Here is a 2,885-nt window from a genome sequence, read left to right as displayed (position 1 = left end):
CTCCCCATCCTGGGCATCACCAACGATCCGGACAGCTACGGAACTTGATCAAGCCCTGGCCATTGGTCCACCAGTGGGGGAGTGTCTCATCAACGGCTCTGTCTCCTATCCGGTGGTGGCAGAAAGTGAGAACTGGGCATCTCCGCCTTGCGGAGAGCGCGGCTGGTGCTCCGACCCCGATGCTCCGAAGCGGATGGCAGCGCATCGGGGTCGCTGAGCTTGTCGCGCCGGACTCTCACGGACAGGCACCGGGCCGATCGGCCGACTCCAGGGGACGACCGCTGTGGTGCGCGGACCTGCGGGTTCATGATCGACGGCATCTTTGTCGCCGTCATGACTTCCTGTCACCACCGAATGGGAGACAGGCTCGTTAAATTGACACACCCGCTTTCCTCACCCCTGGTTCACCGCGCAGGTTTCGGTGCTGGGGCCCGGGGTGAGCATGGATCAGAGTCTGTGGTCGATCTTCTTTTCCCGCATCAGTTTCTCCAGCTCTGTGTTCGACAGTGGGTGCAGAGTGTTCAGGAGACGGCGTAGCCCGGGTTCGTCGAGGGTCTGGCTGGTGACCTCGACCTCGACCTCGACCTCCGCGTTCCGGTGGCGGCGGGTGAGGGCGACGGCGCGGCCGCCGCCGGGGAAGTCGCGGACCGTGCGCATCTCGCCGCGCGCGTCTACCGTGCAGGTCACGCCCTTCTCCACGAGCTCGGGGCATCGGGGTGTCGGCGTGAGCGGCGGGCGCCCCGTGAGGTCCACGTACGCGAACTCGTCCTGCCGGACGGGGCGGTATTCGACGCTGAAGTAGGCGGGGCCGACCTCGGCACGGGACACCTGCATGCCGGGCGGCGCAGTGCCCAGGTACAGCAGCTCCGCATGCTCCTGGTACCGCGCGACCTCCGCCTCGTGCTGGCGCTGCTGCGACTGCGCCGGCCGACGAAGCCCCCATAGGCCACCCCGGCCGCCAGCGCGCCCACCGCCCCCAGCCGCACCCACCGGCCCGGCACGAAGAACGCCGCGGCCACGGCGTACGGCGCCCCCGTCAGAGCGATCCGGGTACTGGCGCTCCCCAGGTCGACGCCTCCGGCGTAGGCGGCCAGACCTGCCAGGACACCGAGCGTGCCGAGGACGAAGACCAATACTGCCCAGCCGAGCCGCTGCGGCACGGAGCCGCACAGCGGCACCACGGTTTGTGCCGGTATGCCCGCCGTGGCCAGCAGGCCCACCGTCAGCGGCACACCCAGCGCGAGGATCGGCGCTGCCGCGCCGGTCCCACCACCCCAGGCCGTCACCAGCAGCCCGAAGCCGAGCGGCGGCACCGCGGCCGTCATCGTCGCCCAGACCAGGAAGAGATGCAGGGCCGTCAGTGCCCCTCTGCCACTCGTCATATCGCGGATTCTGTCAGCAGGCGTTCTGGCGCACATGAGTTCCCGTACTCAGCACAGAACCCCGCCGCCTGGGTCGTTGTCTTCATGATGATCTTTCCAGTAGCCACGTCAGCCACATGCAGGCTGAGCGGGCTGGATCATCGGCATCCAAGGGATGTTCGGGATCACAGGCACGTTTTTCACGTCGTTCCGCGCAGAACGGGTGACGCCGGCGCAGGACCGGACCGGGTGGGTGATCGTCGGAGCTGACGACTACGCCCCGCCCTTCACCGTGAGGGCTCGCTCTTCCTCGCAGGTCTGCGAGATGCCGGCCGGGCCTGCAACACGGAGGGGACTTCGCCGACCGAGCTGCCCCGATTTTCGTGGAGTCCGCGATCGTGTGATCAAGTGGTCTGCGGGGCTTCCTCCAAGTTCGCCCGGTACACCTGCTCGTACTCGTCGGGTGAGACGTGGCCCAGGACGGAGTGGAGTCATTCACCCGAATGGCCATACCTCGTTCACGGCGTCCAGAACTCGATGACGTGCTGAGAGGTCGTACGCACGGCGACGGCCGCCCACTGGAACGGAGTCCAGAGGCGGCCGTAGAAGGCTTCCGGCCGGAACCGGCGAACGCCTTCGAGTGGGTGCGTCAGATGTGTCCGAAGAACAGGCTGCCCGGTGCGTCCGGGTCGTTGGAGAGGAAGTGCTCGCGTACCACGCGGATGAACTCGTAGCGTCCGATCGCGCCGTCCCCGTCGGTGTCCAGCCTGGTGAACATGTCCATCGCGTCAGGCGTGTCGGTCTTCCAGACGTCCCTCAGGAAGCGGGCGAACTCGTCCTTGCTGATCTCGTTGTCGCCGTTGGTGTCGATGATGTCGAAGATCGCATGGCCGCCGCCCTCGGTCACGTTGAGCCGGCTGGTGTCGATGACCGCGAGACGGTTGGCCGTGACGAACTGATCCTTGGTGAGCCGGTCCCCTTCCACGCCCGCGTGGCGCAGCAGCTCCAGCCAGTAGATCTGACAGAAGGTCTGGAGCGCCCTGACCCGACGGTCGTCCTTGTCGAGCCGGTAGGCCTGGATGTAGCGGTCGGCGAGCTTCTGGTAGTCCGTCCAGTCCAGATAGCCGTCGCGGTTGGCGTCCATACTGTCGAAGGTGCGCTCGAGCTTGATGGTCATGACGTCCTGCGCCGCAGCGGTCATGGGCCGACCCTTTCTCTGTGATCTACGTCCCGGCCCCTTCAGCATGGGGGAGCGATCTCCTGAGGGAGCGCCGATCACGCAGGTCATCATCCAATCTGATGATCGCTTCGCGCAGTTGCCACGCGCCGCCGCGACCGGCTGAGCCGAGCCAGCCTACTCACCCGTGCTGCGGAGTCGGCCCTACGGCTCCGCTCAGGGCTTCCTCCGTGGCTGGGCCCCGCCGACCCGGGCGGACGGCCTCTCCGCAGAAAACAGGCGCTGCACCGTAAGCATTCAGAAGGAATGGGCCTGATCGGTGACGGTCGGTGAGAGCGCCTGGTCAG

The 2,885-nt window shown here is 66.9% G+C and carries 3 protein-coding genes; all 3 read right to left on the bottom strand.

Translation table 11 applies throughout. The features are described 5' to 3' along the window. Window positions 1–447 precede the first annotated feature (447 nt). The 3 genes from ACFP2V_RS30890 to ACFP2V_RS30880 all read right to left on the bottom strand — a co-directional run bounded on the left by ACFP2V_RS30890 (window position 448) and on the right by ACFP2V_RS30880 (window position 2,562). Window positions 448–687 carry a hypothetical protein gene (locus ACFP2V_RS30890; protein ID WP_381218586.1) on the bottom strand — a complete coding sequence of 80 codons (240 nt, stop codon included), beginning with the start codon at window positions 685–687 and terminating at the stop codon, window positions 448–450. Beyond that, window positions 684–1,382, bottom strand: coding sequence for a hypothetical protein (locus tag ACFP2V_RS30885; RefSeq protein ID WP_381218585.1), 699 nt, complete (start codon window positions 1,380–1,382; stop codon window positions 684–686). Before ACFP2V_RS30885 ends, ACFP2V_RS30890 begins: the two co-directional genes overlap by 4 nt. 628 nt (window positions 1,383–2,010) lie before the next feature. Then, window positions 2,011–2,562, bottom strand: a complete 552-nt coding sequence (locus ACFP2V_RS30880) for an EF-hand domain-containing protein (RefSeq protein ID WP_381218584.1) — start codon at window positions 2,560–2,562, stop codon at window positions 2,011–2,013. Window positions 2,563–2,885 lie beyond the last annotated feature (323 nt).

It is taken from the genome of Streptomyces incanus (assembly GCF_042656345.1).
GTDB lineage: Bacteria > Actinomycetota > Actinomycetes > Streptomycetales > Streptomycetaceae > Streptomyces > Streptomyces incanus.
This window is presented reverse-complemented; position numbering and strand designations above follow the sequence as displayed.